Origin of the sequence: Streptomyces sp. NPDC059861 (assembly GCF_042731435.1) — a bacterium.
GTDB lineage: Bacteria > Actinomycetota > Actinomycetes > Streptomycetales > Streptomycetaceae > Streptomyces.
Window position 1 is genome coordinate 60611 of the sequence record NZ_JBHWJQ010000012.1, and the last position, 26124, is coordinate 86734.

The 26124-nt window shown below is 72.9% G+C and carries 30 protein-coding genes, 1 other RNA gene and 1 pseudogene; 19 read left to right on the plus strand and 13 right to left on the minus strand.

The window, feature by feature from the left end; all coding sequences use genetic code 11:
- Positions 1–225: 225 nt before the first annotated feature.
- The 3 genes from ACFV6X_RS13355 (at position 226) to ACFV6X_RS13365 (ending at position 3178) form a co-directional block, all read left to right on the plus strand.
- Positions 226–1083 carry a MaoC/PaaZ C-terminal domain-containing protein gene (locus tag ACFV6X_RS13355; protein WP_385381986.1) on the plus strand — a complete coding sequence of 286 codons (858 nt, stop codon included), beginning with the start codon at positions 226–228 and terminating at the stop codon, positions 1081–1083.
- Between the two features lie 24 nt (positions 1084–1107).
- On the plus strand, positions 1108–2184 hold the full coding sequence (locus ACFV6X_RS13360) for a Zn-dependent alcohol dehydrogenase (protein WP_385381989.1): 1077 nt from the start codon (positions 1108–1110) through the stop codon (positions 2182–2184).
- 61 nt (positions 2185–2245) lie between these two features.
- Positions 2246–3178, plus strand: a complete 933-nt coding sequence (locus ACFV6X_RS13365) for a 3-oxoacyl-ACP reductase (RefSeq protein WP_385381992.1) — start codon at positions 2246–2248, stop codon at positions 3176–3178.
- Positions 3179–3266: 88 nt separating this feature from the next.
- Here the strand turns inward: ACFV6X_RS13365 and ACFV6X_RS13370 are convergent, their stop codons facing one another.
- Together ACFV6X_RS13370 and ACFV6X_RS13375 are read right to left on the minus strand one after the other, a co-directional pair.
- Positions 3267–3422, minus strand: a complete 156-nt coding sequence (locus ACFV6X_RS13370) for a hypothetical protein (protein ID WP_385381994.1) — start codon at positions 3420–3422, stop codon at positions 3267–3269.
- Between the two features lie 106 nt (positions 3423–3528).
- Positions 3529–4767 carry a hypothetical protein gene (locus ACFV6X_RS13375; protein WP_385381997.1) on the minus strand — a complete coding sequence of 413 codons (1239 nt, stop codon included), beginning with the start codon at positions 4765–4767 and terminating at the stop codon, positions 3529–3531.
- 186 nt (positions 4768–4953) lie between these two features.
- Here ACFV6X_RS13375 and ACFV6X_RS13380 point away from each other — a divergent pair, with 186 nt between their 5' ends.
- From ACFV6X_RS13380 to ACFV6X_RS13390, 3 genes are read left to right on the plus strand one after another with little or no spacing between them, the layout of a single operon-like run.
- Positions 4954–5817, plus strand: coding sequence for a Nif3-like dinuclear metal center hexameric protein (locus ACFV6X_RS13380; RefSeq protein WP_385382000.1), 864 nt, complete (start codon positions 4954–4956; stop codon positions 5815–5817).
- Positions 5814–6557: a zinc ribbon domain-containing protein gene (locus ACFV6X_RS13385; protein ID WP_385382311.1), complete on the plus strand. Its 744-nt coding sequence runs from the start codon at positions 5814–5816 to the stop codon at positions 6555–6557. The genes ACFV6X_RS13380 and ACFV6X_RS13385 overlap by 4 nt, the downstream gene beginning before the upstream one ends.
- Before the next feature lie 12 nt (positions 6558–6569).
- A complete protein-coding gene (locus ACFV6X_RS13390; protein ID WP_385382003.1) occupies positions 6570–7922 on the plus strand; it encodes a bifunctional RNase H/acid phosphatase in 1353 nt (450 codons plus the stop codon).
- Here the strand turns inward: ACFV6X_RS13390 and eda are convergent.
- The 4 genes from eda to ACFV6X_RS13410 all read right to left on the minus strand — a co-directional run bounded on the left by eda (position 7897) and on the right by ACFV6X_RS13410 (position 10769).
- Positions 7897–8541, minus strand: a complete 645-nt coding sequence (gene eda, locus ACFV6X_RS13395) for a bifunctional 4-hydroxy-2-oxoglutarate aldolase/2-dehydro-3-deoxy-phosphogluconate aldolase (RefSeq protein ID WP_385382314.1) — start codon at positions 8539–8541, stop codon at positions 7897–7899. The two genes, ACFV6X_RS13390 and eda, sit on opposite strands and share 26 nt — an antisense overlap.
- Positions 8542–8606: 65 nt before the next feature.
- Positions 8607–9389 carry a peroxide stress protein YaaA gene (gene yaaA, locus ACFV6X_RS13400; RefSeq protein WP_385382006.1) on the minus strand — a complete coding sequence of 261 codons (783 nt, stop codon included), beginning with the start codon at positions 9387–9389 and terminating at the stop codon, positions 8607–8609.
- Between the two features lie 13 nt (positions 9390–9402).
- Positions 9403–10023, minus strand: a complete 621-nt coding sequence (locus tag ACFV6X_RS13405) for a hypothetical protein (protein ID WP_385382009.1) — start codon at positions 10021–10023, stop codon at positions 9403–9405.
- Positions 10020–10769: a MerR family transcriptional regulator gene (locus ACFV6X_RS13410; protein ID WP_385382012.1), complete on the minus strand. Its 750-nt coding sequence runs from the start codon at positions 10767–10769 to the stop codon at positions 10020–10022. Before ACFV6X_RS13410 ends, ACFV6X_RS13405 begins: the two co-directional genes overlap by 4 nt.
- Before the next feature lie 133 nt (positions 10770–10902).
- Here ACFV6X_RS13410 and ACFV6X_RS13415 point away from each other — a divergent pair, with 133 nt between their 5' ends.
- Both ACFV6X_RS13415 and rnpB read left to right on the plus strand, forming a co-directional pair.
- A complete protein-coding gene (locus tag ACFV6X_RS13415; protein WP_385382015.1) occupies positions 10903–11469 on the plus strand; it encodes a Uma2 family endonuclease in 567 nt (188 codons plus the stop codon).
- Positions 11470–11502: 33 nt separating this feature from the next.
- Positions 11503–11904: RNase P RNA component class A (gene rnpB / locus ACFV6X_RS13420), an RNA gene on the plus strand.
- Positions 11905–12301: 397 nt separating this feature from the next.
- Here rnpB and ACFV6X_RS13425 read toward each other — a convergent pair.
- The gene (locus ACFV6X_RS13425) at positions 12302–12793 is read right to left on the minus strand and encodes an NUDIX hydrolase (RefSeq protein WP_385382018.1); all 492 of its coding nucleotides are present in this window, start codon (positions 12791–12793) and stop codon (positions 12302–12304) included.
- A 167-nt stretch (positions 12794–12960) separates the two neighbouring features.
- Here ACFV6X_RS13425 and ACFV6X_RS13430 point away from each other — a divergent pair, with 167 nt between their 5' ends.
- The 3 genes from ACFV6X_RS13430 to ACFV6X_RS13440 all read left to right on the plus strand — a co-directional run bounded on the left by ACFV6X_RS13430 (position 12961) and on the right by ACFV6X_RS13440 (position 14154).
- Complete coding sequence (locus ACFV6X_RS13430; RefSeq protein ID WP_385382021.1) at positions 12961–13374, plus strand: SRPBCC family protein; 414 nt, start codon at positions 12961–12963, stop codon at positions 13372–13374.
- A gap of 17 nt (positions 13375–13391) precedes the next feature.
- Positions 13392–13700, plus strand: a complete 309-nt coding sequence (locus ACFV6X_RS13435) for a hypothetical protein (RefSeq protein WP_385382024.1) — start codon at positions 13392–13394, stop codon at positions 13698–13700.
- A 118-nt stretch (positions 13701–13818) separates the two neighbouring features.
- On the plus strand, positions 13819–14154 hold the full coding sequence (locus ACFV6X_RS13440) for a hypothetical protein (RefSeq protein ID WP_385382027.1): 336 nt from the start codon (positions 13819–13821) through the stop codon (positions 14152–14154).
- Positions 14155–14209: 55 nt separating this feature from the next.
- Here ACFV6X_RS13440 and ACFV6X_RS13445 read toward each other — a convergent pair whose 3' ends face one another.
- Together ACFV6X_RS13445 and ACFV6X_RS13450 are read right to left on the minus strand one after the other, a co-directional pair.
- Complete coding sequence (locus ACFV6X_RS13445; RefSeq protein WP_385382030.1) at positions 14210–14680, minus strand: Asp23/Gls24 family envelope stress response protein; 471 nt, start codon at positions 14678–14680, stop codon at positions 14210–14212.
- Between the two features lie 161 nt (positions 14681–14841).
- Positions 14842–14982 carry a hypothetical protein gene (locus ACFV6X_RS13450; RefSeq protein ID WP_385382032.1) on the minus strand — a complete coding sequence of 47 codons (141 nt, stop codon included), beginning with the start codon at positions 14980–14982 and terminating at the stop codon, positions 14842–14844.
- Between the two features lie 55 nt (positions 14983–15037).
- Here ACFV6X_RS13450 and ACFV6X_RS13455 point away from each other — a divergent pair.
- Positions 15038–15451: pseudogene (locus tag ACFV6X_RS13455) on the plus strand (LuxR C-terminal-related transcriptional regulator); the annotation flags it as partial.
- Positions 15452–15487: 36 nt separating this feature from the next.
- On the opposite strand, the gene ACFV6X_RS13460 reads toward ACFV6X_RS13455, so the two are convergent.
- Positions 15488–16036 (minus strand): DoxX family protein, encoded by a 549-nt coding sequence (locus tag ACFV6X_RS13460; RefSeq protein ID WP_385382035.1) that lies wholly within the window; start codon positions 16034–16036, stop codon positions 15488–15490.
- Positions 16037–16153: 117 nt separating this feature from the next.
- Between ACFV6X_RS13460 and ACFV6X_RS13465 the strand changes: the two genes are divergently transcribed.
- On the plus strand, positions 16154–16480 hold the full coding sequence (locus tag ACFV6X_RS13465) for a nuclear transport factor 2 family protein (RefSeq protein ID WP_385382037.1): 327 nt from the start codon (positions 16154–16156) through the stop codon (positions 16478–16480).
- A gap of 83 nt (positions 16481–16563) precedes the next feature.
- Positions 16564–17550, plus strand: coding sequence for an aldo/keto reductase (locus ACFV6X_RS13470; RefSeq protein ID WP_385382039.1), 987 nt, complete (start codon positions 16564–16566; stop codon positions 17548–17550).
- A gap of 302 nt (positions 17551–17852) precedes the next feature.
- Here ACFV6X_RS13470 and ACFV6X_RS13475 read toward each other — a convergent pair whose 3' ends face one another.
- Complete coding sequence (locus ACFV6X_RS13475; RefSeq protein ID WP_385382042.1) at positions 17853–18626, minus strand: SDR family oxidoreductase; 774 nt, start codon at positions 18624–18626, stop codon at positions 17853–17855.
- A gap of 142 nt (positions 18627–18768) precedes the next feature.
- Between ACFV6X_RS13475 and ACFV6X_RS13480 the strand changes: the two genes are divergently transcribed.
- A complete protein-coding gene (locus ACFV6X_RS13480) occupies positions 18769–20409 on the plus strand; it encodes an alkaline phosphatase D family protein (RefSeq protein WP_385382044.1) in 1641 nt (546 codons plus the stop codon).
- On the opposite strand, the gene ACFV6X_RS13485 is transcribed toward ACFV6X_RS13480, so the two are convergent.
- On the minus strand, positions 20396–21433 hold the full coding sequence (locus ACFV6X_RS13485; RefSeq protein WP_385382047.1) for a Gfo/Idh/MocA family protein: 1038 nt from the start codon (positions 21431–21433) through the stop codon (positions 20396–20398). The genes ACFV6X_RS13480 and ACFV6X_RS13485 overlap by 14 nt on opposite strands.
- Before the next feature lie 112 nt (positions 21434–21545).
- Between ACFV6X_RS13485 and ACFV6X_RS13490 the strand changes: the two genes are divergently transcribed.
- From ACFV6X_RS13490 to ACFV6X_RS13500, 3 genes are read left to right on the plus strand one after another with little or no spacing between them, the layout of a single operon-like run.
- A complete protein-coding gene (locus ACFV6X_RS13490; RefSeq protein ID WP_385382049.1) occupies positions 21546–22880 on the plus strand; it encodes a multidrug effflux MFS transporter in 1335 nt (444 codons plus the stop codon).
- Complete coding sequence (locus tag ACFV6X_RS13495; RefSeq protein ID WP_385382317.1) at positions 22817–24007, plus strand: serine hydrolase domain-containing protein; 1191 nt, start codon at positions 22817–22819, stop codon at positions 24005–24007. The genes ACFV6X_RS13490 and ACFV6X_RS13495 overlap by 64 nt, the downstream gene beginning before the upstream one ends.
- A gap of 29 nt (positions 24008–24036) precedes the next feature.
- Entirely contained in the window at positions 24037–25029 is a 993-nt protein-coding gene (locus ACFV6X_RS13500) for a small ribosomal subunit Rsm22 family protein (RefSeq protein WP_385382052.1), read from the plus strand.
- Positions 25030–25043: 14 nt separating this feature from the next.
- Here the strand turns inward: ACFV6X_RS13500 and ACFV6X_RS13505 are convergent, their stop codons facing one another.
- Positions 25044–25214 (minus strand): DUF6243 family protein, encoded by a 171-nt coding sequence (locus tag ACFV6X_RS13505; protein WP_385382055.1) that lies wholly within the window; start codon positions 25212–25214, stop codon positions 25044–25046.
- 130 nt (positions 25215–25344) lie between these two features.
- Between ACFV6X_RS13505 and ACFV6X_RS13510 the strand changes: the two genes are divergently transcribed.
- Positions 25345–26001 (plus strand): TetR/AcrR family transcriptional regulator, encoded by a 657-nt coding sequence (locus tag ACFV6X_RS13510; RefSeq protein WP_385382058.1) that lies wholly within the window; start codon positions 25345–25347, stop codon positions 25999–26001.
- Positions 26002–26124: the final 123 nt, after the last annotated feature.

The following is a 26124-nucleotide window of genomic DNA, read 5'->3' on the forward strand; positions in this document are numbered from 1 at the left end:
AGGCGCAAGGGTGTGGCCGCCGCCTGCGCGAAGACATGAACAAAGCTCACCTGACATGCCGTCAGTAGCCTTCCCAACTCCGACGGGCTCGGCTATACAGAGGTTCGCCGTACTGGAACGCGTTCTAGAACGGGCGGGTTTCACGGCCTCGTGACGACCTCGGTGCGGCCGACGGTGCGGACGGTCGCACCGAGGTTCCCAGCCCCGCGAGCATTCAGGAGCCCCATGCCCATCGACGCAGCCAAGGCGCTCGCCGCCGAACCCCGGACCGGCGAGATCGCCTGGACCGCCAAGGACGTCCTGCTCTACCACCTCGGCATCGGCGCCGGCCTCCCCGCCACCGACCCCGACGAACTGCGCTACACCCTGGAATCCCGCCTGCACGTCCTGCCGAGCTTCGCCACCGTCGCCGGCTCGGGCGCGCCCGGCGTGATCAGCGGGCTGTCCATGCCGGGCGTGGAGGTCGACCTGGCCCGCGTCCTGCACGGCGGCCAGACGCTCCAGGTGCACCGCCCGATCCCGGCGACGGGCACCGCGACCGCCACCTCGCGCATCGCCGGCGTGTACGACAAGGGCAAGGCCGCCATCCTCGTCCTGCGCACCGAGGTCGCCGACGCCGAGGGCCCGCTGTGGACCAACGACGCGCAGATCTTCCTGCGGGGAGAGGGCGGATTCGGCGGCGACCGCGGGCCCTCCGTGCGCCTCGACCCACCCGCGGGACCGCCCGAGCGGACCGTGGAGCGGACCGTCCGTGAGGACCAGGCCCTGCTCTACCGCCTCTCCGGGGACTGGAACCCGCTGCACGCCGACCCCGAGTTCGCCAAGGTCGCCGGCTTCGAACGGCCCATCCTGCACGGGCTGTGCACCTACGGCATGGCGCTCAAGGCCGTCGTGGACACGCTGCTCGGCGGCGACGTGACCCGGGTGCGCTCGTACGCCACACGGTTCGCGGGCGTGGTCTATCCGGGCGAGACCCTGCGCATCCGCATGTGGCGGCAGGAGGGCGACGTACGGGTCGCCGTGAGCTCGGTCGAACGGGACGACGCGCCGGTCCTGGCCGACACCGTCGTCCAGCACACGTGAAAGCCTCTTGAGGGGAGCCGCACCATGCGCGCAGCCGTACTGCACGAGATCGGCCAGGACAAGCTGGAGATACTCGACGACGTCGAGACGGTGGGTTTTGGACCGGGCAAGGTGAGGATCCGGGTGCGCGCCACGGGGCTGTGCCACTCGGACCTGTCCGCGATGAACGGGGTGCTGCCGCAGCCGGCACCGTTCGTACCGGGACACGAGGGCGCGGGCGAGATCGCCGAGGTCGGTGAAGGGGTCACCGGTCTGAAGCCGGGCGACCGGGTCGTCGTCTGCTGGCTGCCCGCCTGCGGCGCCTGCCCCGCCTGCGAACGCGGCCAGACCCATCTGTGCCTGGCCGGCTTCATGAACGCGGGCACCCCCAACTACCGGCGCCCCGGCGGGGACCTCTTCGGCTTCGCCGGGACCGGCACCTTCGCCGAGGAGGTCGTCGTCGACGCCCGCTGCGCGGTGCCCATCCCGGACGACGTGCCCTACGACATCGCCGCCCTCATCGGCTGCGGGGTCACCACCGGGCTCGGCGCCGCCCTCAACACGGCCGACGTGGAGGCGGGCGCGTCCGTCGCCGTCATCGGCTGCGGGGGCGTGGGCATCTCCGCGATCCAGGGCGCGCGGCTGAGGGGCGCCGCCGAGATCGTCGCCGTCGACCCGGTCGCCGGCCGCCGGGAGGCCGCGCTGCGGTTCGGGGCCACCCGCGCCGTGGCGCCGGACGAGCTGGCCGACGCCAAGCAGCAGGTCACGGCCGGCGAGGGCTTCGACTACGTCTTCGAGGTGGTCGGCAGGTCGGCCACCGCCCGCACGGCCTACGAGACCACCCGGCGGGGCGGCACGCTGGTCGTGGTCGGCGCGGGCGCCATGGACGACTTCCTCCAGCTCAACATGTTCGAGCTGTTCTTCGACGAGAAGCGGATCCTCCCGTCGATGTACGGCGGTGGCGACGTGCTGCGTTCGTACGAACGGACGATCGCGCTCTGGCGCGCGGGCCGGATCGACCTCGCCGGCCTGATCACCCACCGGGTGCAGCTCGCCGAGATCAACGAGGCCCTCGACCAGATGCGCACGGGCACCTCCCTGCGCACCTGCATCGAGATCTGACCGCCCGAACCGCAGGAGGCGGACGTCGGCGAAGGGGCTCGCATGTCACCGAAGGGGTCGTATGTCACTGCCACTTGAGGGGCTGTCCGCGATCGTGACCGGCGCCGGGCGCGGACTGGGCCGGGCCGAGGCGCTGGAACTGGCCCGGCTCGGCGCGGCCGTCGTGGTCAACGACCACGGGCAGCCCGGCCGGGACGGCACGGGACGGGCCTCGGCCGGCCCCGCCGAGGAGACGGTCGCCGAGATCCGCGCGGCGGGCGGCACGGCGGTCACCCACACCGGGGACGTGGCCGACCACCAACAGGCCGCCACGCTCGTCGAATTGGCTGTCGCGGAGTTCGGCAAGCTCGACATCCTGGTCAACAACGCGGGCATCCTGCGTGACCGCATGGTCTTCTCCATGGCGGAGGACGAGTGGGACTCGGTGATACGGGTCCACCTCAAGGGCCACTTCAGCACCACCCGCTTCGCCGCCGCGCACTGGCGGGAGCGGGCCAAGGCGGCGGGCGGGACCGTGTACGGGAGGATCGTGAACACCTCCTCGGAGGCCTTCCTCGCCGGCTCCGCCGGACAGCCCAACTACGCGGCGGCCAAGGGCGGCATCGTGGGGCTGACCACGTCCACCGCGCACGCCCTCGCGAAGTACGGCGTCACGGCCAACGCCATCTGTCCGCGCGCCCGGACCCGGATGACCGAGGACGTGTTCACCGACGTACCCGCCGCCGGCCTCGACCCGCTCGCCCCCGAGCATGTCGCGCCGCTCGTCGGCTATCTGGCGGCACCGGCCGCCGGGCGGATCAACGGACAGCTGCTCGTCGTGCACGGCGGCATGGTGGCCGTCGTCGAACGGCCGCGGGTGCGGGCGAAGTTCGACAGCAAGCAGGACACGTTCACGTACGACGAACTGGACACGCTGCTGACCGCGCACTTCGCCGAGCGGGAACAGGGGGAGACGTTCGCTGCGGTGGAGGTGCTGGGACTCCGGCGCGAGTAGCCGAGCCGAGGAAAGGTACGACACGGACGGCGAGGCCCCGCTCACCCGACGGTGAGCGGGGCCTCGCATCCAGCTGATCGACGTTCCGTCAGGCCGCCGACTCGGTCTGCTGCTCCACCGGCTTGCGGTGCCGGCCGCGAGGAGCCGACTCGGTGTCGTGCGTCGAGACCGGACCCCGGTGCCGGCCTTGGCCGGTGGAGTCCTGGGTGTCGGGCAGCGGCTGGGACGTGCTGGCGTCTCTCATCGGAAGAATTCACCCCGTCAACATGATCTTTTGCTCACAGCCGGGCGAGTTTAACCAGGGCACCTCGGGACCGATCCAGGCGCACACGCCAACCGGCACTACTTCGTTACCTACTTGCCATACGACCGCCCAACGGCGCCTGCTGCAAAGGCACCGGACGTGGCGCGGCAGGCTCCGGAGGACCCGGTTCCGACGGCTCCACGACTGACCGAGCCGCTGAAGCCGCGCCGTCCGGAACCGAATCCTCCGGGCTTGTGACCCCCGTGTTCCCCGTGTCCCACGCCGGTGCGCCGCCGTCGCCCGCGTGCGGGTCCTCCCGGGGCACCGCCCACTCGGCCACCGCGCACGCCGCCCCCTCGCCGGCGTACGGCAGCCGCAGCACGCCGTCCCTGGTCCACAGGCCGGCGCCGGCCAACCACCCCTGCGGCGCCGGAAGATGCCGTACCTGACGCTCGGCCGGCCGCCACACGCCCACCCAGCTGCCGTCCGGGCCGTCGATGCGCAGCGCCACGCCGCAGCTCTCCGGCGTCAGCACCTGCCCCGGCTGGATCGCGAACGGCGTCACCGCGCACTCCGCGGCCGACCGCAGACAGTCCGGGAACCGCACCGGCAGCGTGCTGCCCAGCACTCCCCAGCCCAGCCGGCCGCCCTCGCCGGGGCAGGGCGCGTCGGAACGGATGAGGAGCAGTCCGCTGTCGGGGTCGGCGAGCAGCAGCCGGTCGTCGCTGTCGGCGGCGATCTGGAGCAGCGGCGACACCTCGCCGCCGCGCCCGAGGTCCACCACGACCGTCTTGGTCCGGCCGCCGGACTCCCGGTCCAGGGCCAGCATCCGCCCGGCCCCGTCCAGCCACACCCCGCCCGAGCAGCGCCCGGGGACCTGGGCGACGTGCTCCGGCCCGAACGCGCCGCCCGCGACCAGCCACACGGCGCTGGAGTGCGGGCCGACGGCGAGGGCGTAGGCCATGTCGCCGCCCGGCGCGGGCGGCAGCAGCCGCAGCCGGGTGTCGGGGCCGGGGCACTCGACGGCGCCGAGCGGGAGCTCGCCGGTGCCGGGGCCGGTCGGGTAGAGCAGCGAGAAGGCGTGCCGGCCGGCGGCGAGGCGGCGGATGAGCACCCGGCCGTCGCTCATCGGCTGCACCTCGGTGCCGGGCTCCTCCGGCTGGTTGCCGGGCAGCGGCACGGCATAGGGTTCGGGGCCGTCCAGCGTCCAGCGCTCCGGGAACCAGGAGTCGCCGCTCGCGGCGAGGCGTGCGGCATACGTGCCGTCCACCGTGATCACGCAGCCCGGGGGCGGGGAGGGAGTGTCCGCGCTCCCGGCCGTGGCCTCGACAACACAGGCAGTCATCGTTCGGTCACCTCCAGCGACGAAACTAGTTTCGTACGCACAGGCGGGGAACCGGCCGACGGCCGCTTCACACGTAAGGGTGGCCATCTGGCGGTTCGACTGAGGAAACGGGGACGGGTGTGCTGAGCGGGGCGGGGGCGGCGCCACAGGTTCAACGGCGCAGAACGGCCAGGTAGCCTGTGTTCCGTGCCCCGTCTGTCTGAAGTCATCGCCGCGCTGGAGAACCTGTGGCCCGCAGAGCGGGCCGAGTCCTGGGACGCGGTCGGCACGGTCGTGGGCGATCCCGGCCAGGACGTCACCCGCGTGCTGTTCGCCGTGGACCCGGTGCGGGAGACGGTCGACGAGGCGGTGAAGCTGGGCGCCGACCTGCTGGTCACCCACCACCCGCTCTACCTGCGCGGTACGACGACGGTGGCGGCGAGCCACTTCAAGGGCCGCGTCGTGCACACCCTCATCAAGAACGACATCGCGCTGCACGTCGCCCACACCAACGCCGACAGCGCCGACCCCGGAGTCAGCGACGCGCTCGCCGGGGCGCTGGACCTGCGGGTCGTGCGGCCCCTGGTGCCCGACGCGAGCGACCCCGAGGGGCGCCGCGGTCTCGGCCGGGTCTGCGAACTGGACCACCCCCTGACCCTCCGCGCGTTCGCGGCCCTCGCCGCCGAGCGGCTGCCCGCCACCGCGCAGGGCGTCCGCGTGGCCGGCGACCCCGAGGCCCTGATCCGCACGGTCGCCGTCAGCGGCGGCTCCGGCGACAGCCTCTTCGACGCCGTACGGGCCGCCGGGGCCGACGCCTTCCTCACCGCGGATTTGCGCCACCACCCGGCCTCCGAGTTCCTCGCGGATCGCGCCCACAGTCCCCTCGCGCTGCTCGACGCGGCGCACTGGGCCACCGAGTGGCCCTGGTGCGAGCTGGCGGCCGCCCAGCTCGACGAGATCTCCGACCGTCACGGCTGGGACCTGCGGGTCCACGTCTCGAAGACGGTCACCGACCCCTGGACCGCCCACGCGGCGTCCAACCCGACGCAAACTCCTGGAGCCCCCAACTGAACGCCGCGCCCGCCGACCAGATCCGACTCCTCGACGTCCAGGACCTCGACGTCCGCCTCCAGCAGCTCGCGCACCGCCGGAAGTCGCTGCCGGAGCACGCCGAGATCGACTCGCTGTCCAAGGACCTCGTCCAGCTGCGCGACCTGCTCGTGGCCGCGCAGACCGAGGAGAGCGACTGCGCCCGCGAGCAGACCAAGGCCGAGCAGGACGTCGACCAGGTGCGCCAGCGCGCCGTCCGCGATCAGCAGCGCCTCGACTCCGGCTCGGTGACCTCCCCGAAGGACCTGGAGAACCTCCAGCGCGAGATCGCCTCCCTCGCCAAGCGGCAGGGCGACCTGGAGGACGTCGTGCTGGAGGTGATGGAGCGCCGGGAGTCCGCGCAGGAGCGGGTCGCCGAACTGACCGAGCGGGTCGGCTCCGTCCAGGCGAAGATCGACGACGCGACCGCGCGCCGGGACGCCACCTTCGAGGAGATCGACGGTGCGGTGGCGTCGGCGACGAAGGAGCGCGAGGTCGTCTCCGGCTCGGTCCCGGCGGATCTGCTCGGGCTCTACGACAAGCTGCGCGCGCAGCAGGGCGGCATCGGCGCGGCCAAGCTCTACCAGCGGACCTGCCAGGGCTGCCGTCAGGAGCTGGCCATCACCGAGCTGAGCGAGATCCGCAAGGCGGCGCCGGACACGGTGGTGCGGTGCGAGAACTGCCGCCGCATCCTGGTGCGCACGTCCGAGTCGGGGCTGTAAGGGGTCGTCGCGGTGCGGGAGTTCATCGTCGAGGCGGACGGCGGCTCCCGGGGCAACCCGGGGCCCGTGGGCTACGGCGCCGTGGTGATCGACGCCGCGACGGGCGAGACGCTGGCGGAGACGGCGGAGTACCTGGACGTCGTCACGAACAACGTCGCCGAGTACCGGGGACTCCTGGCCGGCCTGCGCGCGGCCCACGCCCTCGACCCCACCGCGACCGTGCACGTCCGGATGGACTCCAAGCTGGTCGTGGAACAGATGTCCGGCCGCTGGAAGACCAAGCACCCCGACATGAAGCCGCTGGCCATGGAGGCGGGACGGATCTTCCCGCCCGGCCGGGTGACGTACGAGTGGATCCCGCGCGAGCGGAACAAGCAGGCGGACCGCCTGGCCAACGAGGCGATGGACGCCGGCGTGCGCGGGGAGGTCTGGACGCCTTCCCCGGCGGCAGCGGCCGTCCCCGAGCCCGAGGGGCCGCCCGGGGACGCGGCGGCGGGCGCGGCGAGGGCACGGGCGGCCCTGGCGAGCCGTGGCGCTTCGCCGGCGGCGGGGGCCGGTGCTTCTTCCGTGGAGGGGGCCGGTGCTTCTTCCATGGAGACGTCCTCAAGTCCCCTTGCCTCGGAGGGGGATGACTCCGGCTCCGTCTCGACCCCTGGTTCCTCCTCTGTCCCGCCCGGGGTCGATGTGAACGCCGCGCGCAACGTGGCCACGCCCCAGGTCGGTTGGGGTGCTCCCGACATGGGTGCGCCCGCGACCTTCGTGTTGCTGCGGCACGGCGAGACGCCCCTCACGCCGGAGAAGCGCTTCTCGGGCAGCGGCGGCAGCGACCCCTCGCTCTCCGGTATCGGCCGGGAGCAGGCCGAGCGGGTGGCCCTAGCGCTGGCGCGGCGCGGGACGATCCAGGCCGTCGTGGCGTCACCGCTCGCGCGGACCCGCGAGACCGCCGGTATCGTCGCCGCCCGCCTCGGCCTGGAGGTCGGCATCGACGACGGGCTGCGCGAGACCGACTTCGGCGCCTGGGAAGGCCTCACCTTCGCCGAGGTGCGCCGGCGTCACCCCGACGACCTGAGCGCCTGGCTGGCCTCGCCGGACGCCGAACCCACCGGCGGCGGCGAGAGCTTCGCGGCGACCGCCACCCGGATCGCCGCGACCCGCGACAAGCTGGTCGCGGCCCACGCCGGCCGCACGGTCCTGCTCGTCACGCACGTCACCCCGGTCAAGACCCTCGTACGCCTCGCGCTGGGCGCCCCGCCCGAGTCCCTGTTCCGCATGGAACTCTCGGCGGCGTCCCTGTCGGTCGTGGCGTACTACGCCGACGGCAACGCCAGCGTCCGCCTTCTCAACGACACGTCTCACCTGCGCTGAGCGCGGCGGCCTCCCGGGCCAGCTCCTCGATCCGGGCCCAGTCCCGCGCCGCCACCGCGTCCGCCGGGACCATCCAACTCCCGCCCACGCAGCCGACGTTGGGCAGCGCCAGATACTCCGGCGCCGACGCGAGGCCGATCCCGCCCGTGGGGCAGAACCGCGCCTGCGGCAACGGCCCGGCGAGCGACCTCAGATACGCCGTACCCCCCGCGGCGGCCGCGGGGAAGAACTTCATCTCCCGCACCCCGCGCTCCAGCAACGCCACCACCTCGGACGTCGTCGACACCCCCGGCAGATACGGCACCCCGGACCGCCGCATCGCCTCCAGCAGTCCGTCCGTCCAGCCCGGGCTCACCAGAAAACGCGCCCCGGCGGCCACGGCGTCCTCGACCTGACCCGGCGTGATCACCGTCCCGGCCCCGACCACCGCGTCCGGCACCGCCTCGCCGATCGCCCGGATCGCGGCGAGCGCGTCCGGCGTCCGCAGGGTCACCTCGATCGCCGGCAGCCCCCCGGCGACGAGCGCCCGCGCGAGCGGAACGGCGTCAGCGGCGTCCGGCAGGACGACCACGGGGACCACGGGAGCGAGATCAAGCACGGAGTCCGTCATGGGCCACATGGTGCCCGGGCGGTGCAGCATGCGCAAAGCGCGTTGCGTATGCTGCAACGCGCTTTGCGGAGGCCTCAGTGGATCTCGTCCACCAGCACGTCCAGCGACCAGGGCCGCCCCGCCCCCGCGGGCGCCTCGGCCTCCACCACGTAGCCGAGGTCGCGCAGCACCTCCACCAGCTCCGCCGGCCCCTTCGGCGCCGTCCCCGCCGTGAGCAGGCTGCGCACGATCCGGCCCTTGGTCGCCTTGTTGAAGTGGCTGACCACCTTGCGCGTCGGCGCGTGCAACACCCGTACCGTCGCCGTCCGCCCCGCGACCTCGCCCTTCGGCTTCCACGCCGCCGCGTACGCCGACGACCGCAGGTCCAGCACCAGCCCGCTCCCCGCCGTCTCGGGCAACGCGGAGGCCATCGCCGTACGCCAGTGCGTGCCCAGCGCGCCCAGCCCGGGCAGCTTCACGCCCATCGAGCAGCGGTACGAGGGGATCCGGTCCGTCACCCGGACCGCGCCCCACAATCCCGAGAACACCAGCAGGGACCGTGCGGCACGCCGCTTGGCGGCCGGGTCCAGCGAGGCCAGGCCCAAAGCGTCGTACAGCACACCCGTGTAGATCTCCCCCGCGGGCCGTGCCCCGTCGGTGCGCAGTCCGGTGTTCCTGGCGACCTCGCCGCGCAGTCCCTCGCTCAGCCCCAGCACCTCGCGCGCCTTGTCCTCGTCGCCGGTGCACAGCTCGACCAGCTCGTCGAGGACGGCTTCCCGGGCGCCGTTCAGCTCGGGCAGCGCGAGCGACTCCAGCTTGAGCGGTGCGCCCCGGCCGGAGGACGCCTTCCCCTCCGAGGGCGGCAGCAGGACCAGCACGGATTCTCCTTCTCTAGACCTCCGCGCCAGGGTACGGCCTGCTGTCATCACCGCTGAGCGCCCGGGTGACCGCCCCGATGAGGGCGTCGGCCTCGTCCGTGTACACGCGCACCAGGCTCACCTCCCGCCGCCGGCCGAGGAACGTCACGTACGTGACGGGCTCGGTGAGCTCCAGCGTGACCGTCGTCTGCCCGCCGATCTCGACATCGAGCACGCCGTCGGCCTTCACGTGCGTCAGGCGCAGCTCACGCCGGACGGCCGCGATCCGCTCCAGCGGTATCCGCAGGTCGAGGTGGGCGGCCTTGCGGACCCGCAGTGCCCCCGGCTCCAGCACGTGCGGCCGTACGACGGACGCGGCGTGCAGACCGATGACGAAGAGCACGGTGTACACGTCCAGGACCACCACCACGTGGTGCACGGCCGGCCACCGGGACAGCAGCACGGACATCACGACCGTCTCGACCACGCACACGAACGTGAACCCCATCAGCAGCGCGCTCTGCCCGCTCGCGTAGCCGAAGGCGCGCCCGCCGCGGGTGCCCTGCCGCCGTCGGGCCACCCACAACCCGAGACACACGTAGAGCTGCACCTCATGCCACACGAGCCGGTACGCCGTTCTCGCCGTGGTTCTCATCGTGTCCCCCCGGAGGCGAGCCGCAGCGCCCGGCGGATCGCCTCCGCCTGCGCCGGGGCGACGTCGGCGTACATGGCGCGCAGGAAGCCGTGCTCCTGGTCGACGGGTTCCGCGGCGGCCAGCTCGGGCGGCATCAGTCCCGCGAGCGCGCGGGCCGCGGCCTCCACTCGCGGATCATCCGTCCCCGTGTCGGCGAGCGCGTCGAGCATGGCGTACGCCTCGTGCGCCCGCGCGACGGCATCCGGTCCGCTCAGCGCACCACCGACGGCGGCCAGCAACCGCTCCCGCTCCTCCGGGCCCGCGGCGGTCTCCAGCAGCGCGAAGATCTCGCGGTCCTTGGCGGCCATCGGGGAGTCGGAGGCGGGCGCCAGGCCCGCGAACAGCTCCGCCAACTCGGGCGAGACCGGCCCTTCTGCTGGCAGCTCCGCCACGTCCAGCAGCGCCCGCAGCCGCGCCCGACGCTCCCGGAGCGCCGCCTCCTGCCGCGCCAGATCCGCGTCCAGCTCCTCCAGCACCTCGGTCAGGTCCCGCCCCGCGTCGTCCGCGAGCACGTCCCGCACCTCGGCCAGCCCCAGCCCCAACTCCGTCAGCCGCCGGATCCGCGCCAGCACGACGGCGTGCCGCAGCGTGTAGTCCCGATACCCGTTGGCCAGCCGCTCGGGCTCGGGCAACAGCCCCAGATGGTGGTAATGCCGCACGGTCCGCGTGGTGACGCCGACAGCAGCGGCGAGTTCTCCGATCCGCATGGGTTCAGTAGAGACGTTGACGTTGCGGCAGGGTCAAGCGGACCCGTTCGAGGGAACGGTCCGGGATCCCCCGTGCGGTGATCAGCCGCTGCCCCACGCTGGCGGACGACCGAAGGAGGAGGACGTCGTCACGGTGGCAATGGATCCGATCACGCAGGAGATCCTGCTGGGCTGGTTCGTGGACCTGGAGACCCCTGAGGGGCTCAGGGCGGAACTCATCGAGGGGGAGCTTGTCGTCACACCCGTGCCCGACGGGCACCATGAACACTGCATCAGCCGCATCGTGGGCCAGATGCACCGGCGATCAGGGGCGGAGATCCACTTCTCCGGAAACAAGGGCCTGAGGCTGCGAAACGCGGAAGGCTACGCGCAGGACCACGTGATCCCGGACGGCACGATCGTCCCCCGAGAACTGCGCCTTTTCCGGGGAGCCGACCCCTGGATGCCCTGCGACGGCGTCGCCATGGCCCTGGAGGTCACGTCCACCAAGCCCAGGGCCGACCGCGAGACCAAGCGCCGCTGCTACGCCCGCGGCGGCATCCCGCTCTACCTTCTGGTCGACCGCAGCGACTCCGCGATCACCCTGTTCAGCACGCCGGAGAGGGGCGACTACCGCGAGCACCTCACCCGCCCCCTCGGCAAACCGCTCACCCTCCCCGCACCCTTCGCCTTCGAGCTGGAGACCGTGGACTTCCTCTGACCTCTCGCCCGGTACCATGGTCGACACGGCAGACGAGCCGGGCGGGCGGCCGCGTGGAGGTTCTTGTGGATCTCCCCGAGGAACGTCCGGGCTCCACAGGGCAGGGTGGTGGCTAACGGCCACCCGGGGTGACCCGCGGGACAGTGCCACAGAAAGCAGACCGCCGGGGACCTCGGTCCTCGGTAAGGGTGAAACGGTGGTGTAAGAGACCACCAGTGCCCAGGGTGACCTGGGCAGCTAGGTAAACCCCACCCGGAGCAAGGTCAAAAGGGGACACCCCGGTGTCCCTGCGCGGACGTTCGAGGGCTGCCCGCCCGAGTCCGCGGGTAGACCGCACGAGACCGGCGGCAACGCCGGTCCTAGATGGATGGCCGTCGCCCCGGCCCCCGCGAGGGAACCGGGGAACAGAACCCGGCGTACAGCTCGGCTCGTCTGTCGCTCTCCGGCGGGTGAGTGGACGCCGAACCCTCCCAAGCCGACGGGCGATCAGCAGCAGGAGCACGCCGTGGCGGGCGCCTGGGCGGGGATCGAGAAGTGGCTGGAGCAGCACGCTCCGCGCTCCTACCGGATGCTTCCTCCGCCCCGGTGACTTCGACTGGACACCCGAACCCGGAACCGGGCCCCCGCAAGGACAGGAAACAGCCTGGCTGTTGCCGAGGAAGCATGGGATCCCTCCTGTGCGGCATCTGCCGTACCGGGAGGAAGGCCCCCACACGGTCGGCCGGCCGGACGACCCCATGGTGCGGTACCTGGCCTTCGCCGCGACTGACCACAGCGGTTTGTACGGGCTGTTCACGGACTGCGCCGGAGAAGGGCCCTTCCCCGGCCGGTGTCACCTCGGCTCTCCCTCCCGTAAACAGACCACCGTTCCTGACGCGGCGGCCGCCCGTAGTGCCGTCAGGGTGCGTACGTGGGTGGGGGGAAGGGTCAGGGGCAGGTCCTCGGGGGCCGTGAAGGCGTGGGCGTCGTGTTCGGGGCTCAGGGTGACGGGCGTGCCCGGCGGGACGGTGCCGCCGTGGAAGTAGCAGTCCAGGACCGGGCCCGTGCCGCCCACGTTCGCCCGGTGGTCGATGCCGATCAGGGTGGGCGCCGCGGCGAGGGTGATGCCGGTTTCCTCGTGGGTTTCCCGGTGCGCCGCGGTCAGGGGGTCCTCCCCGTGGTCGAGCATGCCGCCGGGGAGCCACCAGACGCCGGCCGCCGGCTGGGTGGGGGCGTAGCGCAGGAGCAGGATGCGGCCGGTGTGGTCGAAGAGCAGGACGCAGGCGGCGATGAGTGCCTGTGGCTGGGTCCTGATCCATTCGTCGCGGGGGAGTACGTCGGTCACTCGAGGCCCCTGGTCGTGCTGATCATGTCGGTCGTCCCTCCCGGTGGTCCTGACAGGACTAACGGGTGAGCGCGCTTTCGGTGATCTGGTGATCCGATTCGCCGGCAGGGTCGGCGGGTACCCGGTGCCTCCGCGTCGTACGACACCGCGCCGAGGACGGTACCGCCATGACCGAGTACGAACGTTCCCGCACGATGCCCGCTCAGCCCGAGCAGGTCTTCGAGGAAGCCGCCGACGTCGGGCGGCTGGAAAGCTGGATGCCGGCCGAGTTGCATGTGGAGGCCGTGGACCTGCCCGCCGTCACCGTGCACGAGGACCGCACCGACGAGGACACCGCCGCCCTGCTGCAAGCCCGGCGTGAGCAGATGCGGCTCGAATGGGGCACCCGCGAGCAGGGGAGCTACGCCGGCTGGCTCCAGGTCGCCGGGATCGGTGCCGGGGCCAGCGAGGTGACGGTGCACCTGTCGTTCTTCGACGACAGCCACGACCCGGGCGAGGAGGCCGTGCGCGACGCCCTGGACGCCAGCCTGTGGCGCCTGGAGGAGCAGGTGCGGCTGCGCGTCGAGCACCCGGCCGGCTGAGCCGGGGTCCGTACGTCATGGCACGCGCCAAGCGCTACGCCGTCGCCGCTTCCGGGCAGTGGACCGACGAGGAGGAGGGTCGCCGTCGGCTGCCCGCCGGTGAGGTGCACGCCTGGGAAGCCGGTCAGAACCAGACCGTGTGCGGGCTGTCCCTCAGCCGTTCCCGGCTGATCCGCTTTCCGCACGTCGCCTGGCCGGACACCCTCCCGGAGTCGGGCGGGGCCGCGGACGAGGTGCGGCGGCAGTGCCCGCGCTGCGCCTCCGTCGCCGGGCGCCGGGGCGGTGACGCGCGTCCGCGGTGGCAGCGGACCAATCCTCGCCCGTGAGCCCGAAGCGGGGTGCCCCCGCGTTCGACCCGCGGTACTCCGGGAAGACGAACACAGGATACGCGGGGTGAGGTGCCCGGTGACGGTCAGAGGCGAGGAGGATGCCATGGAGCGGGTGGTGGGAAGGACGCGACCGGAGCGGCGGGTCGGCATCCGTACGTACGGTGAGGTCGACTCGGCGCTCAGGGGGCTGGTGGCCCGGCACGGGGGCAGTGCGCAGTTCTCCGCGGGGGAGGCGGTCGCCCTGGAGTGGGCGCTGGGGCGGACGGTCCGCTCGCCGATCACGGGGGTGGGCGGCCGCGACGTTCCCGACCTGCACCTGTTGACGGCGGAGGTCGACGCCACCGTCGTACGGCTGGAGGACCCCACCGCCCCGGCGGGCAACCGCGATTACTTCCGCGGTGTATACGGCGCCTTGTCCTGGATCTGCGGTCTGCGCGGCCGACTCGTCTGAGGCACCCCCGGGGGACGTCGGAGGCCCTCGGAGGACGTCGGATGGCTCCGGAGAGCTACCGCACCCGTCCCGCCGCGGGCTCCTCGCCCTCGTCCTCCTCGTCCGGGAGGTGGACGTCGTCGACCGCGATGTTGACCTCGACGACCTCCAGGCCGGTCATCCGCTCGATCGACGTGATGACGTTCTCGCGCACGTCGGCGGCGATCTCGGTGATGGACAGCCCGTACTCCACGACGACGTCGAGATCGACGGCGCTCTGCCGTTCACCGACCTCGACCTTGACGCCGCTGGTGACGCCGGCCCGCCGGCCCGGGACCCGCTCGCGCATCGCGCCCATGGTGCGGGCGAGGCCGCCGCCGAGGGCGTGGATGCCGGGCACCTCGCGCGCCGCCATCCCGGCGATCTTCGCCACCACGTCGTCCGCGATGGTGGTCCTGCCCCGGCTTCCGGGGGCGAGGGACCCGCCGCCGTGCGCGTTCGTGCCGGTTTCGCTGGTGCGTACCGCCGCACCGGTCGTCTCCGTCATGTCCGACCCGCCTCCTCGGGGGCGCGCGGGGGCCCACCGCACAGGAGGCCCGCCGCGACGCTCATACCTGCTTCCCAGCGTGCCCCGGGCCCTCCCGGCTCGCCACCGCAGGCGGAGGGCGCCGCCGGACGGCGCGCGCGGGCGGGCGGCTCCCGGCTCGGTCAACCCCCGGCGCGCGCCGGGCCGTTCGGGTCGGCCCGGACGCAGGTGACGTCCAGCGTCAGCTCCAGCAGGCGTCCGGTCATCAGCCGGGAGCCGGTGACGCCGAACTCGGTGCGGTCGACCGTGGTGGTGGCCGGCACGGTGAACGCGTCGCCGGACATCCTTACGCGTACGACCGACAGCCGCAGCGGCCCGGTCCTGACGACCTTCGACGCCGACCAGTACGTGCTGCGCGCCCTGCGGGCCGGCGCGACCGGCTTCCTGGTCGAGTCCACCCCGCCGGAGGAACTCATCGGCCTGGTCCGCTCGGCCGCGCGGGGCCACACGGTCCTCTCGCCCTCCGCCGCCCGCCGGCTCGTCGCCGCCTCCACGGACACTCCGTCGGCCCGTGACCGCGCCCGGGACCTTGTCGCCTCCCTCACCGAACGCGAGACCCAGGTCCTGGCGGGCCCGGGCGCAGGGCTGTCCAACGCGCGGATCGCGGTCCGCCTCCACCTCTCCGAGGCCACGGTCAAGGGCTGTGTCTCCCGCACGCTGGACAAGCTGGGCTGCGTCAACCGCACCCAGGCGGGACTGATCGCCCATGACGCGGGGGTCGTCGACCCGTAGCGGGCGGAGGGGGTCGCCGACCCTGGCGGGCGGACGCTATTCCTCGAACAACGCCTCCTGGCCGCTCAGTTGGGCCTCCTGCCGCACCCGCTTGTTCCGCGTCCCCACGACCACCGCCGCACCGGCGGCCACCACACCGAGGGCCGCCGGGACCATCCAGCCGCGGTTCAGGCGGTCGCCGAGGAGGTGGTCCAGGGAGAGGCGGCCGGGGCCGGCGACGGCGAGGCCGGTCGCGGCCATGCCGAGGCTGGCGGCGTACTCGAAGCCGCCCTCCGCGTTGAAGAAGCCGTTGGGGAGGTGCACCGCGGACGCGCCCGCCATCCCGCCGGCCGCCGCCGCTCCGGCCGCCGGCGTGGCCAGCCCCAGCGCCAGCAGGGTCCCGCCGCCGCACTCCGCGAGCCCCGACGCCGTGGCGTTGAGTCTGCCGGGCCGGTACCCGACGGACTCCATGAACTGCCCCGTCCCCTCGATGCCGGCCCCGCCGAACCAGCCGAACAGCTTCTGCGCGCCGTGGGCGGCCAGCACCCCGCCGGTGCCCAGCCTCAGCAGGAGCAGACCCAGATCACGTCGGTCGTAGCACGTCACGATGTCTCCCGGTGCAGAAGTGGCCTCCACTCCACCGTCGCAGCCCGCCACCCACCCGGCTCTCCCGGGCAGCCGTTCGGGTGGCGGGGTGCCGGGGGCGGTGTGAGGGTGGCTGGCATGACGATTCAGACGGCCAAGTTGAGCGACCCGGCGGTCCGCGCGTTCGTCGCGGCCGTCAACTCCCACGACCGCGAGGGCTTCATGACCCTCCTCGCACCCGGCGCCACCATGGCCGACGACGGCACGGACCGTGACCTCGACGACTGGATCGACCGGGAGATCTTCTCCTCCCACGGTCATATGGAGGTCGACAACGAGTCCAGCGGCGGCCGCGCCCTCGTCGCCCGGTACCGCAACGACACGTGGGGCGAGATGCGCACGCGGTGGACCTTCAGCGTCGACGACGACGGCAGGATCAGCCGCTTCGAGACCGGGCAGGCCTGAGCGGGACACCTGGCTCGGCGCTCGGTGCCTTCTGTCACGCGCCTTGTGTTGAAGCGCGCTTCAACCCTTAGCCTCACGGGACTATGAAGAACACCAGAACACTCGGACGCAGCGGCATCGAGATCAGTGCTCTCGGCTTCGGCTGCTGGGCTGTCGGCGGTGAGTGGCAGGACACCTCCGGGCAGCCGCTGGGCTGGGGCAAGGTCGACGACGAGGAGTCCGTGCGGGCGATCCGGCGCGCCCTCGACCTCGGCGTCACCTTCTTCGACACCGCCGACACCTACGGCGCCGGCCACAGCGAACGCGTCCTCGGCCGTGCCCTCGGCAAGCGCCGCGCCGATGTCGTCGTCGCCACCAAGTGGGGCAACGTCTTCGACGCGGACACCCGCACCCTCACCGGCAGCGACGACTCCCCGGCGTACGCGCGCCGCGCACTGACCGCCTCCCTGCGCCGCCTGGACACCGACCACGTCGACCTGTACCAGCTGCACCTGTCCGACGCGGACCCGGAGCGGGCGGCCGAACTGCGGGAGGCGTGCGAGGAGTTCGTGCGGGAGGGGCTTGTCCGGGCCTACGGGTGGAGCACCGACGACCCCGCCCGCGCCGCCGTCTTCGCCGAGGGGGCGCACTGTGCCGCCGTACAGCACCGCCTCAACGTCCTCCAGGACGCGCCCGAGATGCTCGCGCTCTGCGCGGAGTCGGGGCTCGCCGGCGTCAACCGCAGTCCGTTGGCGATGGGACTGCTGACCGGGAAGCGGGCCGCCGGGCAGCCCCTCGAAACGGGGGACATCCGCAGCGCGCCGCCCGCCTGGCTGCCGGGGTTCGCGTCCGGCAGGGGCGCCGACCCGGAGTGGACACGCCAGGTCGACGCGCTGCGGCAGGTCCTGACCAGCGACGGCCGCACCCTCGCGCAGGGCTCCCTCGCCTGGATCTGGGCGCGCGCCGCGTGCACGGTCCCGATCCCCGGCTTCCGCACCGTCGCCCAGGCCGAGGAGAACGCGGGCGCGCTCGCCAAGGGGCCGCTCACCGCAGGGCAGTTGGCGGAGATCGACGTCATCCTGGGCCGGTGAGCGCCGGGCCGGTGGCGCCGTGAACGCGGCAGCCGTGCCACGGCCGACCGGTTCGTACCTCGCGGTCCCTCGCGAGGTCCCCCCTCCGGTCGCCGTGGAACGGCTGCCGCCCCTCCCCCAGAGATGTGGCTGACGGGAGCTCGACGCTCCAAGTGTGAAGCCCTTGTGTGAAGTTCCTGTGGAGGAGTGTCGAGCATAAGCTCCCCACCGGCAACAATGGGGCGGACGGTCGAACTCCGCTTGTGCAGGTTGACCGTTCACCCTTTCCGCTCGACTCTCCGTTCACCCTTTCCGCTCGACGTTCAGCCGCGCCCGATGTACGGCATCGTCGTCGCCAGCACCGTCGCGAACTGCACGTTCGCCTCCAGCGGCAGCTCCGCCATGTGCCGCACCGTGCGCGCCACGTCGGCGACGTCCATCACCGGCTCCGGCGCCACCTCGCCGTTCGCCTGCGGAGCGCCGTGCTCCATGGCCTTCGTCATGTCGGTCGCCGCGTTGCCGATGTCGATCTGCCCGACCGCGATCCGGTACGGCCGCCCGTCCAGCGACAGCGCCTTGGTCAGGCCGGTCAGCGCGTGCTTGGTGGCGGTGTAGGCGACGGAGCGCGGGCGGGGCGCGTGCGCCGAGATCGAGCCGTTGTTGATGATCCGGCCGCCCTGCGGGTCCTGCTCCTTCATCTGCCGGTACGCCGCCCGCGCGCACAGGAACGCCCCGTTGAGGTTGGTGTCCACCACGTGGCGCCAGGCGTCGTACGCCAGTTCCTCGACCGGCACCCCGCCGGGCCCGAACGTCCCCGCGTTGTTGAACAGCAGGTCCACCCGCCCGAACCGCTCGACGGTCGCCGCGAACAGCGCGTTCACCTCCTCCTCCCGCGACACGTCGGTGCGGACGGCGAGACAGGCGCCCTCGGGCACCCGCGCCGCCGTCTCCCGGAGCGTCTCCTCGCGGCGGCCGGCCAGCGCGACCGACCAGCCGGCGCGCAGCAGCTCCTCCGTGACCGCGCGGCCGACCCCGGAGCCCGCACCGGTCACGACCGCGATCCTGGACTGCTGTTCGGCAGTTTGCTTGGCATTCATAGCCCTGAAGGGTAGGAGACGGTCCGCCATCCGGAACTCATGAGCCCGCCATGCGAGTGTTGTGTACGCGCCAATCCTCCGTCGTCCCGGGCCACTCCAATGCCACCTGCACCCACTCGCAGGATCGTCAGGGGAGAACCGGATGACACCCCCAGCCAGTCAGCCCCACCACACCCCCGAACTACGCGCCGCCGCCAGGCACATCGGCCGTCGCCGCTTCCTCACCACCACCGGCGCCGCCGCCGCGCTCGCCTTCGCGGTCAACCTGCCCACCGCGGGCGTCGCCGGCGCCGCCGAACTCGACGCCGCGCAGATCAAGGACGACCCCTTCACCCTCGGCGTCGCCTCCGGCGACCCCCAGCCCACCTCGGTCCTGCTGTGGACCCGGCTGGCCCCCGTCCCCTTCCAGGCCGACAGCGGCCTGCCCGCCGAACGCGTCACCGTGCACTGGGAACTCGCCCGCGACGAGCACTTCCGCCGCCCCGTCAGACGCGGCACCACTACCGCGCACCCCGAGTTCCACCACACCGTGCACGTGGAGGTGGGCCACCTGGAGCCCGGCCGTCTCTACCACTACCGCTTCCGCGTCGGCCGCTGGATCAGCCCGGCCGGCCGCACCCGCACGGCGCCCGCCCCCTCCGACCGGGTCTTTGGCCTCACCCTGGCCGCCGTCTCCTGCCAGGCGTACCACGACGGCTACTTCACGGCGTACGGCCATCTCGCCCAGGACGACGTCGACGTGGTCTTCCACCTCGGTGACTACCTGTACGAGTATGCCGTCAACGCGGTGGGCGGCCAGCGCAACTACACCGACCGGACCCTGCCCGACCTGTTCAACCGGGAGACGGTGACGCTGGAGGACTACCGGCTGCGGTACGCCCTCTACAAGTCCGACCCCGACCTGCGCGCCGCCCACGCCGCGCACCCCTTCGTCGTCACCTGGGACGACCACGAGACCGAGAACAACTACGCCGGCGACACCCCCGAGAACTCCGTCCCGCCGGAGGAGTTCCTGCTGCGCCGCGCCTCCGCCTACCGCGCCTACTGGGAGAACCAGCCGCTGCGCCTGCCCCAGCGCCCCGAGGGCCCGGACATGCGGCTCTACCGGCGGCTGCAGTGGGGCCGGCTCGCCCAGTTCGACGTGCTCGACACCCGGCAGTACCGCTCCGACCAGGCCTACGGCGACGGCTCCGACGTGCCCGGCCCCGAGGTCGACGACCCGGCGCGCACCATGACCGGCGCGACGCAGGAGCGCTGGCTGCTCGACGGCTGGCGCCGCTCGCGGGCGCTGTGGAACGTCGTACCGCAGCAGGTCACCTTCTCCCAGCGGAAGTTCGACCTGACCGAGCCCTCGCGGGTGTCGATGGACGCCTGGGACGGCTACCGCGCCTCCCGCCGCCGGGTGCTGGACGGCGCGCGGGCCGCCGGCGTCGAGAACCTGATGGTGCTCACCGGCGACGTCCACGTCGGCTACGCCTTCGACATCAAGGACGACTTCGACGACCCGGCCTCGCGCACGCTGGGCACCGAGATCGTCGCCACCTCGATAGCCAGCGGCCGGGACGGCGCGGACAAGCCCGCCAACTGGGACACGTACATGACCGCCAACCCGCACATGAGGTTCTACAACGGGCGGCGCGGCTATGTGACGGTCGCGCTCGACCGGGAGCAGGCACGGGCCGACTTCCGGACGGTGCCGTACGTGACCACGCCGGGGGCGCCGGTCACGACGGCCGCGTCCTTCGTCACGGAGGTGGGGGAGCAGGGGCTCAGGCAGGTGTGAGTTCCGCCGTGGGGTCCGCTTCGGGGGCCTCGCCCGGGTAGCGGACGCCGATGCGGTCCCGGATCGCGTCGAGCGTCCGCATCACGGCGAGGGTGCCGTCGAGCGGGACCAGCGGGGACTCGGTCTCGCCGGCGCGCAGGGCGCGCATCACCTCGCGGGCCTCGTGCTGGAGGCTGTTGTGCGCGGCGCCGGCGGCCGGGTCGTGGGCGAACTCCTCGGGGTCCCGGCCGTCGCGGTGCAGGACGAAACGCTCCGGGTTGAAGAAGCCGTGCGGGATGTCGATCCGGCCCTGGGTGCCCGTTACCGAGGCCGTGACGGGCGTACCTCCGACGATGGAGCAGTGCACCGAGGCGAGAGCACCGCTCTCCCAGGAGAGCAGCGCACCCGTCTGGAGATCGACGCCCTCCTCGGAGAGCACCGCTCTCGCCGCGATGTCCGACGGCTCCCCGAGCAGCAGATGCGCGAACGACACCGGGTACACACCGAGGTCCAGCAGCGCACCCCCGCCCTGCCGCGGATCCCGCAGCCGGTGCGAGGGCGGGAACGGCCCGGACAGCCCGAAGTCCGCCTGCACACTGCGCACTTCACCGATCGCCCCGTCGTCCACCAGCGCCTTCAGCCGCCGCACCAGCGGACTGCAGTACATCCACATCGCCTCCATCAGGAAGCGATCCCGCTCGCGCGCCAGCGCGACCAGCTCCTCCGCCTGGCGCACGTTCAGCGTGAACGGCTTCTCCAGCAGCACGTTCCGCCCCGCCGCCAGGGCCAGACCGGCGGCCGTCCGGTGCGCCGCGTGCGGAGTGGCGACGTACACCACATCAACGTCCTCGTCGTGCGCCAGCGCCTCCCAGTCCCCGTACGCCCGGGGAATCCCGAACCGCTCCGCGAACGCCTTCGCCGCCTCCGCGGTCCGTGACGCCACCGCCACCACCTCGGCGTCCGGCAGATCCACCAGATCCGCCGTGAACGCCGCCGCGATCCCGCCCGTCGCCAGAATTCCCCACCGCACGCTCTCCGCGCCCATTCCCGCCCCGCCCTCGTTCTCGTTCGTTCTCGTTCGTTCTCGTTCGATGTCAGCAGGCACCGTGTTCGAACTGAGAGCATAGGGACCGGACTGCTCGGAGAGGGAGGGGCACATGCCCGAGGGGGCACCGATACCGGACCTGTCACAGGCGGCCGCGCCCCGCACGCGGCCGCCCGTCCGTGCACCGCGCCGCACCGGTCTGCTCGTCACGCTCGTCCTCGGCGGCCTGACCGCCACCCCGCCGCTGGCCATGGACATGTACCTCCCGGCGCTGCCGGAGGTCACCCGCTCGCTGCACGCGCCCGCCGCGACCGTGCAGCTCACCCTCACGGCCTGCCTGGCCGGCATGGCCTTCGGCCAGCTGATCGTCGGTCCGATGAGCGACCGCTGGGGCCGCCGCCGCCCGCTGCTCGCCGGACTCGCCGTCTACGTCGTCGCCACCGTGCTGTGCGCCCTGGCGCCCACTGTCGGGACGCTGGTCGCCTTCCGGCTGGCGCAGGGGCTCGCGGGCGCGGCCGGGATCGTGATCGCCCGGGCGGTCGTGCGCGATCTGTACGACGGCATGGCGATGGCCCGCTTCTTCTCCACCCTGATGCTGATCTCCGGCGTCGCCCCGATCGTGGCGCCGCTGATCGGCGGGCAGATGCTGCGGGTGACGGACTGGCGGGGTGTGTTCGTGCTGCTCGCCGTGGTCGGGGCGGTGCTCGCGGCGGTGGTGTGGTTCCGGCTCCCGGAGACCCTGCCCACCGAGGAGCGGCACAGCGGCGGCGTCGGCGAGGCCCTGCACACCATGCGCCGCCTGCTGGCCGACCTGCCGTTCACCGGCTTCATGCTCGCCGGCGGCTTCGCCTTCGCGGCGCTGTTCGCGTATATCGCGGCCTCGCCGTTCGTCGTCCAGGAGATCTACGGCGCCTCCCCGCAGACGTTCAGCCTGCTGTTCGGCCTCAACTCGATCGGACTGGTCGTCGCCGGGCAGATCAACGGCAAGGTGCTGGTCGGCCGGGTCCGCCTGGACAAGGTGCTGGCCGTCGGCCTCGGCATCGTCGTGCTGGCCGCGACCGCGCTGCTGCTGATGTCGGTGGGCGTCTTCGGCGAGGTGGGGCTCGCGCCGGTGGCCGGCGCGATGTTCGTGCTGATGAGCGCGATGGGCATCACCCTGCCCAACACCCAGGCGCTGGCCCTGATGCGGGTACGGCACGCGGCCGGGTCCGCGTCCGCGCTGCTCGGCACGTCCTCCTTCCTCATCGGCGCGATCGCCTCCCCGCTCGTCGGGGTCGCCGGTGAGCACACCGCCGTCCCCATGGCCGTCGTCCAACTGGCCGCCGCGTTGGTAGCGGTCGGCTGCTACGTGGGAATGTGCCGTCCCTGGAACAACCGTGCGGACTGGGAGGGTGGGGGAACCCTCCGCTCGGCGAGCGCGTCCGAGAGCTTGGGAGAAGAGAGCTGAGCGCACCCAAACTGCGTACCGGTGCCCCGGAACGGGCCGGCCTCGACGCCGGCGAACTCCGTGCCCTGGTCCGCGAGGTCCGGCAGCTGACCACCGGGGAACGCCCGTGGGCACCGGGAGTCGTCGTGGCCGCCGGGCGGGGGCCGGTGCTCGCGGTGCACGAGGCGGCGGGCCACGCGGTGCGGTACGCGGCGTACGACCCGGAGACGGACGCGGGCGTGGAACTGCCGCGCTCCGCGCGTGTGCCGATGACCGGCGACACCGTCTTCGACCTGGCCTCGCTCACCAAGCTGTTCACGGCCGTCGCCGCGGTGCAGCAGATCGAGCGCCGCACGCTGGGCATCGACGGGCAGGTCGGCGCGTACCTCCCCGAGTTCCGGGCGGCCGCCCGGCACGGCATCACGGTCCGCGCCCTCCTCACCCACACCTCGGGGCTGCGCCCCGAACTGCCGCTGTACGAGTGCGCGACGGCCGCGGAACGCCTGGCCCTGCTCCGCGCGGAGGCCCCGGACGGCCCGCCGGGCGAGTACCGCTACTCCGACCTGAACCTGCTCCTGCTCCAGTACGTCCTCGAACGCGTCACCGGCCACCCCCTGGACGTCCTGATCCGCGACGGCATCACCCGGCCCCTGGGCATGACGTCGACCCGCTTCGGCCCGTGCCCGGACGCGGCGGCGACGGAGGACCAGCGCCGCCCGTGGGCGAAGGCGGACCGGGGGATGCTGCGGGGCGAGGTCCACGACGAGAACGCCTGGGCGCTGGGCGGGGTCGCCGGGCACGCGGGGCTGTTCTCGACGGCCCGGGACCTGGCGGTCTTCTGCCGCGCGCTACTGGCGGGCGGCTCGTACGGGCCGGCGCGCATCCTGGGCCCGGACTACGTGGACCTGATGCTGACGCCGCCCGGGCTGGGCTTCGCGATGGACCAGTCGTGGTTCATGGGCGAGCTGGCGGGCAGGGGCGCGGCGGGCCACACCGGCTTCACGGGAACGTCCCTGGTGGTGGACCGGGCGACGGACACCTTCCTGGTCCTGCTGGCCAACACGGTCCATCCGCGGCGCCGGGCGCCCGACAGTCGGCCACGGGCCCGGGCGGGGTCGCGGATGGCCTGGGCGGTACGGGGAGTATGAGCGCGCCGGCGACCTGAGAGAATCGCACGGTGAACGCCCCCCTGCCCGCCTCCGACACCCTCCGCGCCGCCCTCGCCGGGCTCCTCGACGGGCTGCCGCCCAAGCAGGCCGCGCAGGCCGTGGAACGGCTGATCGCGAACTACCGGGGGGCCACCCCGACCGACGCGCCGATCCTGCGGGACCGGGCGGACGTGGTCGCGTACGCGGCGTACCGGATGCCGGCCACCTTCGAGGCGGTCTCCGCGGCGCTGGAGGCGCTCGCGGACGCCGCGCCGGACTGGGAGCCGGGCGGGCACGTGGACGTCGGGGGCGGTACGGGCGCGGCAACCTGGGCCGTCACCGCCACCTGGGAGGGCACACGCCCGGTCACCGTGCTCGACTGGGCCGAGCCCGCGCTGGCGCTGGGCCGGGAGATCGCGGCGGCCAATCCGGCGCTGCGGGACACCCGCTGGCAGCGCTCCCGTATCGGATCGGCGCTCACCATGGAGAGCACCGATCTCGTCACCGTCTCCTACGTCCTCAACGAGCTCACCGCCCCCGACCGCACCGCCCTCGTCGACGCCGTCGCCTCCGCCGCCCAGGCCGTGGTGATCGTCGAACCCGGCACCCCCGACGGCTACGCCCGCGTCATCGAGGCCCGCGACCGGCTGATCGGCGCCGGCTTCCACATCGCCGCCCCGTGCCCGCACAGCGCCGCCTGCCCGATCGTCCCCGGCACCGACTGGTGCCACTTCTCGGCCCGGGTCAGCCGCTCCTCCCTGCACCGCCAGGTCAAGGGCGGCTCCCTCGCCTACGAGGACGAGAAGTTCAGCTACGTCGCCGCGACCCGCTTCCGCCCCGCTCCGGCCGCCGCCCGCGTCGTACGGAAGCCGCAGATCCGCAAGGGCCAGGTGCTGCTGGACCTGTGCGAAGGCCCCGACGCGAGCGGGCCCGCCCTGCGCCGCACGACGGTCACCAAGCGTCACGGCGACCTCTACAAGGCCGCGCGCGACGCCGGCTGGGGCGACCCCTGGCCCCTGTGACGCGGCACCGAGACCTACCGTCCCGCGTTCTTCTCCTGGAACTTGCGCAGCAGTTCCCGTTTCTGGGCCTGGGCGTCGGGGCCGCCGACGCGGCCGCCCCGGTTGCCGCCGCGCAGGGCCTTGCGGCCGAGCTTCCGGCGCGTGCCGCCGACCCCCAGCATGTTTCCGGCTCCACCTCGGGTCATGCTCTGCCTCCCTGTACGTCGCTGACATTCCTGTCCGTCCATCAGCAGGGACGAGACGTATCGTCTCGCCTCTGACCTTCACCAGGCTGCAACGAGACGCACCGTCTTGTCAACCTGATAGATTCGTCGCATGGTCAAGAAGCCCGCCCCTGACTCCACCCGCCGCAGCGAGAGGTCTCGCCGCGCGATCTATGGCGCCGCCCTCGCACTCGTCGCGGAGGTCGGCTACGCGAAGACCACCATCGAGGGCATCGCCGCCCGCGCCGGCGTGGGCAAGCAGACGATCTACCGCTGGTGGCCGTCCAAGGCGGACGTACTCCTGGAGGCCTTCCTCGACCTCGGCGAGCAGGCGGCGGAACAGGCCGCCGAACGGGGCGCCGCACAGGGAGCCGAGCAGGGAGCGCAACCGGCCGCCGAGTACGCCATCCCGGACACCGGCCACCTCGCCGCCGACCTCAAGTACGTCCTGCGCGCCACCGTCGACGAACTCCTCGACCCCAAGTTCGAAGCCCCGTCCCGCGCCCTGGCCGCCGAGGGCGTCGTCAACGAGGCGCTCGGGCGGCAGTTCGTCGCCCAGCTCCTCGAACCGCAGCTCCAGTTGTACGTGCGGCGACTGCGCGCGGCGCAGGACGCCGGCCAGGTCCGCCCCGGCATCGACCCGCGCATCGCGCTGGAACTCTTCGTCTCCCCGCTGGCCCAGCGCTGGCTGCAGCGCACCGGCCCCATCTCCTACGAGTACACCGACACCCTCGTCGACTACGCGCTGCACGGCCTCGCGCCCCGGTGACCGCATGTGATCCACCGTGGCTGTCCGTGATTCCGGGTGTGGAGTATGTCTCGTACCCCCGGCCCCGGTTGGGGACTACGGCCTCCCAGGGCGCAGGATGGTGGGACCATGGGGCATGGTGAC